This is a genomic window from Arthrobacter sp. CAN_A214 (assembly GCF_015751955.1).
GTDB lineage: Bacteria > Actinomycetota > Actinomycetes > Actinomycetales > Micrococcaceae > Arthrobacter_D.
This window is the reverse complement of sequence record NZ_JADOUU010000078.1, coordinates 1-2,272: the sequence shown is the minus strand read 5'-3', so window position 1 is coordinate 2,272 and position 2,272 is coordinate 1. Positions and strand designations below refer to the sequence as shown.

Sequence of the window (2,272 nt, the reverse complement as noted above, 5' to 3'; positions counted from 1 at the left end):
TGAAGTAACCGTCGTCCGGATCTCCGACGCCGACCCCGCAATGCTCAGATACTTCTCCGACATCGGTCTCACCCCCGATACGCAGCTCACCATCCAGAAGCAACGCCCGTACACGGACGCCACCACCATCACCCTCCCCGGCCAACACGAAAACATAGACCTCGGCCCCACCGCGGCCAACGCCATCTGGGTCACCACCTCCTAACAAACCCTCGACACGGCCAGGAGCTCACCGCGGAACCCACCACGGTTGAGACATACGCTTCGGAATAAGAGACCAATTTTCGTGCCGCATAAAACGGTCCTTCCGCAGGGACGGCTGATCGGTGAGGATGTCGGTAAGCTCCGTCGTCATTCTTGGCGGTCGGCTGCACGGAAATGTCAGACGTCGTCTTCACTGCCTGCGGGAGCCCGTCGGTCGGATCCTGTGGGGGAAGCCCCGCGCGGAACGTAATAATTCAGATGTATTGGCAGACCTGGTTAGGTGCGCAGGCGGCGGGTTCGATGGTGAGGCTGGCCGAATGCAGGCTCTGCACTGTCTCGCGCAGAGCAAGCAGATCGGCTATCTGGTGATCGAGTTCCTTTAGCCGTTCGGACAGCAGGGATTTGACGTGGGCGCAGGGCGCGTTGCCCCCGTCTCGGATGTGGAGGATTTCACCGATTTGGGCCAGTGTTAGCCCGGCGCTTTGTCCCCGCCGGATGAAGGCGATCCGGTGGACGGTATCGCTCGGATAGTCCCGGTAGCCGCTTGAGGTTCGCGGCGGTATCGGCATCAAACCTGCCGATTCATAGAACCGCAGGGTTTTGGTGGTGGTCCCCGTGGCATTCGCCAGTTCACCTATCCGCATGGTTGTTCCTCCGCTGTCTTCCGTGACTTGACCTTCCACCATACTGGAACGTTGATGATGAGTTTCGATATGTCCGTGCGCAGGAGGAGGTAAGTGATGATGGCTGAGTATGATTTTGATCTGGCTGTGGTGGGTTCCGGTGGTGCTGCCATGGCTGCGGCCATCACAGCGCGGCAGTCCGGGAAAACAGTGGTGCTTATTGAACGGGCGGTGTTGGGAGGAACGTGCGTGAACGTGGGGTGTGTTCCTTCGAAAACCTTGCTGGCCGCGGCCGGTACGCGCCATGCGGCGTTGAACAATCCCTTTCCCGGCGCGCCGACCTTCGCTGACCCCGTCAATCTGGAATCCCTGGTCGAGCAGAAAGATGCGCTGGTTGAGCACTTACGTGGTGCGAAGTACGCTGATGTGGCTGCTGCCTACGGATTTGAGATACGCGCCGGGGAGGCTTCCTTCATCGACAATGAAACCCTGGCAGTTGATGGCGTGCCGCTGTCCGCACGGTCGTTCATTGTCGCAACCGGTGCCAAACCTGCCTTACCGGAGATGGCCGGACTCGATGAGGTTGAATTCCTCACGTCCACCAGCGCCATGGAACAAACTCGCCTCCCCGAATCACTGATTGTCATCGGCGGCGGCTATGTGGGCTTGGAACAGGGCCAATTGTTCGCGCATCTGGGATCAAAGGTGACCATCATCGGACGGGTTGCCCCGGCAGCCGAACCCGAGATGGCGTCCATCCTCCGTGCAGCGTTGACCGGTGCAGGCATCACCGTGGTCGAGGAACATGCGGTGTCCGTCTCCGCCGTGAACGGACGCGTCACCGTCAGCACCAGCTCCGGCGTGGTGTTGCACGCGGAGAACATACTGATTGCAACAGGCCGGATGGCCCAAACGGATGGACTGAACCTCGACGCCGCAGGGGTAGCCACCGACGGACACGGGTTCATCACGGTCGATGACCGGCAGCGGACCAGCAATCCGCGCGTTTTCGCCGCGGGGGATGTGACCGGTGGACCCCAGTACGTCTACGTTGCGGCCGCTGCAGGAAAGACCGCAGCCCACAACGCTCTCCAGGACTCTCCAGCGGATGCATCGGCCCGGGTGGATTACACCGGGCTGCCAGCTGTCATCTTCACCCGCCCCCAACTGGCCACGGCCGGCCTCACCGAAGCCGAAGCCATTGCCGACGGATACCAGTGTGAGTGCCGCGTGCTGAGCTTTACGGATTTACCCCGGGCACTGGCCAACCACGACACCAATGGGGCGGTCAAAATGGTCGCCGACGCCGAAACCGGCCAAATCCTCGGACTCAGCGCGGCCGGCGACGGTGTGGGAGAAATAATGCTGGCCGCCACCTACGCGATCCGAGCCGGAATGATGACCCGGCAAATCACCGACACCTGGGCGCCGTATCTGACCATGTC

The 2,272-nt window shown here is 61.2% G+C and carries 3 protein-coding genes; 2 read left to right on the top strand and 1 reads right to left on the bottom strand.

What is annotated here, in order from left to right; translation table 11 throughout:
- A partial coding sequence (locus IWX65_RS17440; RefSeq protein ID WP_196884817.1) for a FeoA family protein occupies positions 1–205 on the top strand: 205 nt, incomplete at its 5' end.
- Positions 206–458: 253 nt separating this feature from the next.
- Here IWX65_RS17440 and IWX65_RS17435 read toward each other — a convergent pair.
- Positions 459–848, bottom strand: a complete 390-nt coding sequence (locus tag IWX65_RS17435) for a heavy metal-responsive transcriptional regulator (RefSeq protein ID WP_196884818.1) — start codon at positions 846–848, stop codon at positions 459–461.
- Between the two features lie 96 nt (positions 849–944).
- On the opposite strand from IWX65_RS17435, the gene IWX65_RS17430 reads away from it, so the two are divergent.
- Positions 945–2,272, top strand: a 1,328-nt coding sequence (locus tag IWX65_RS17430) for a dihydrolipoyl dehydrogenase family protein (RefSeq protein ID WP_196884816.1), incomplete at its 3' end; no start/stop codon positions are given.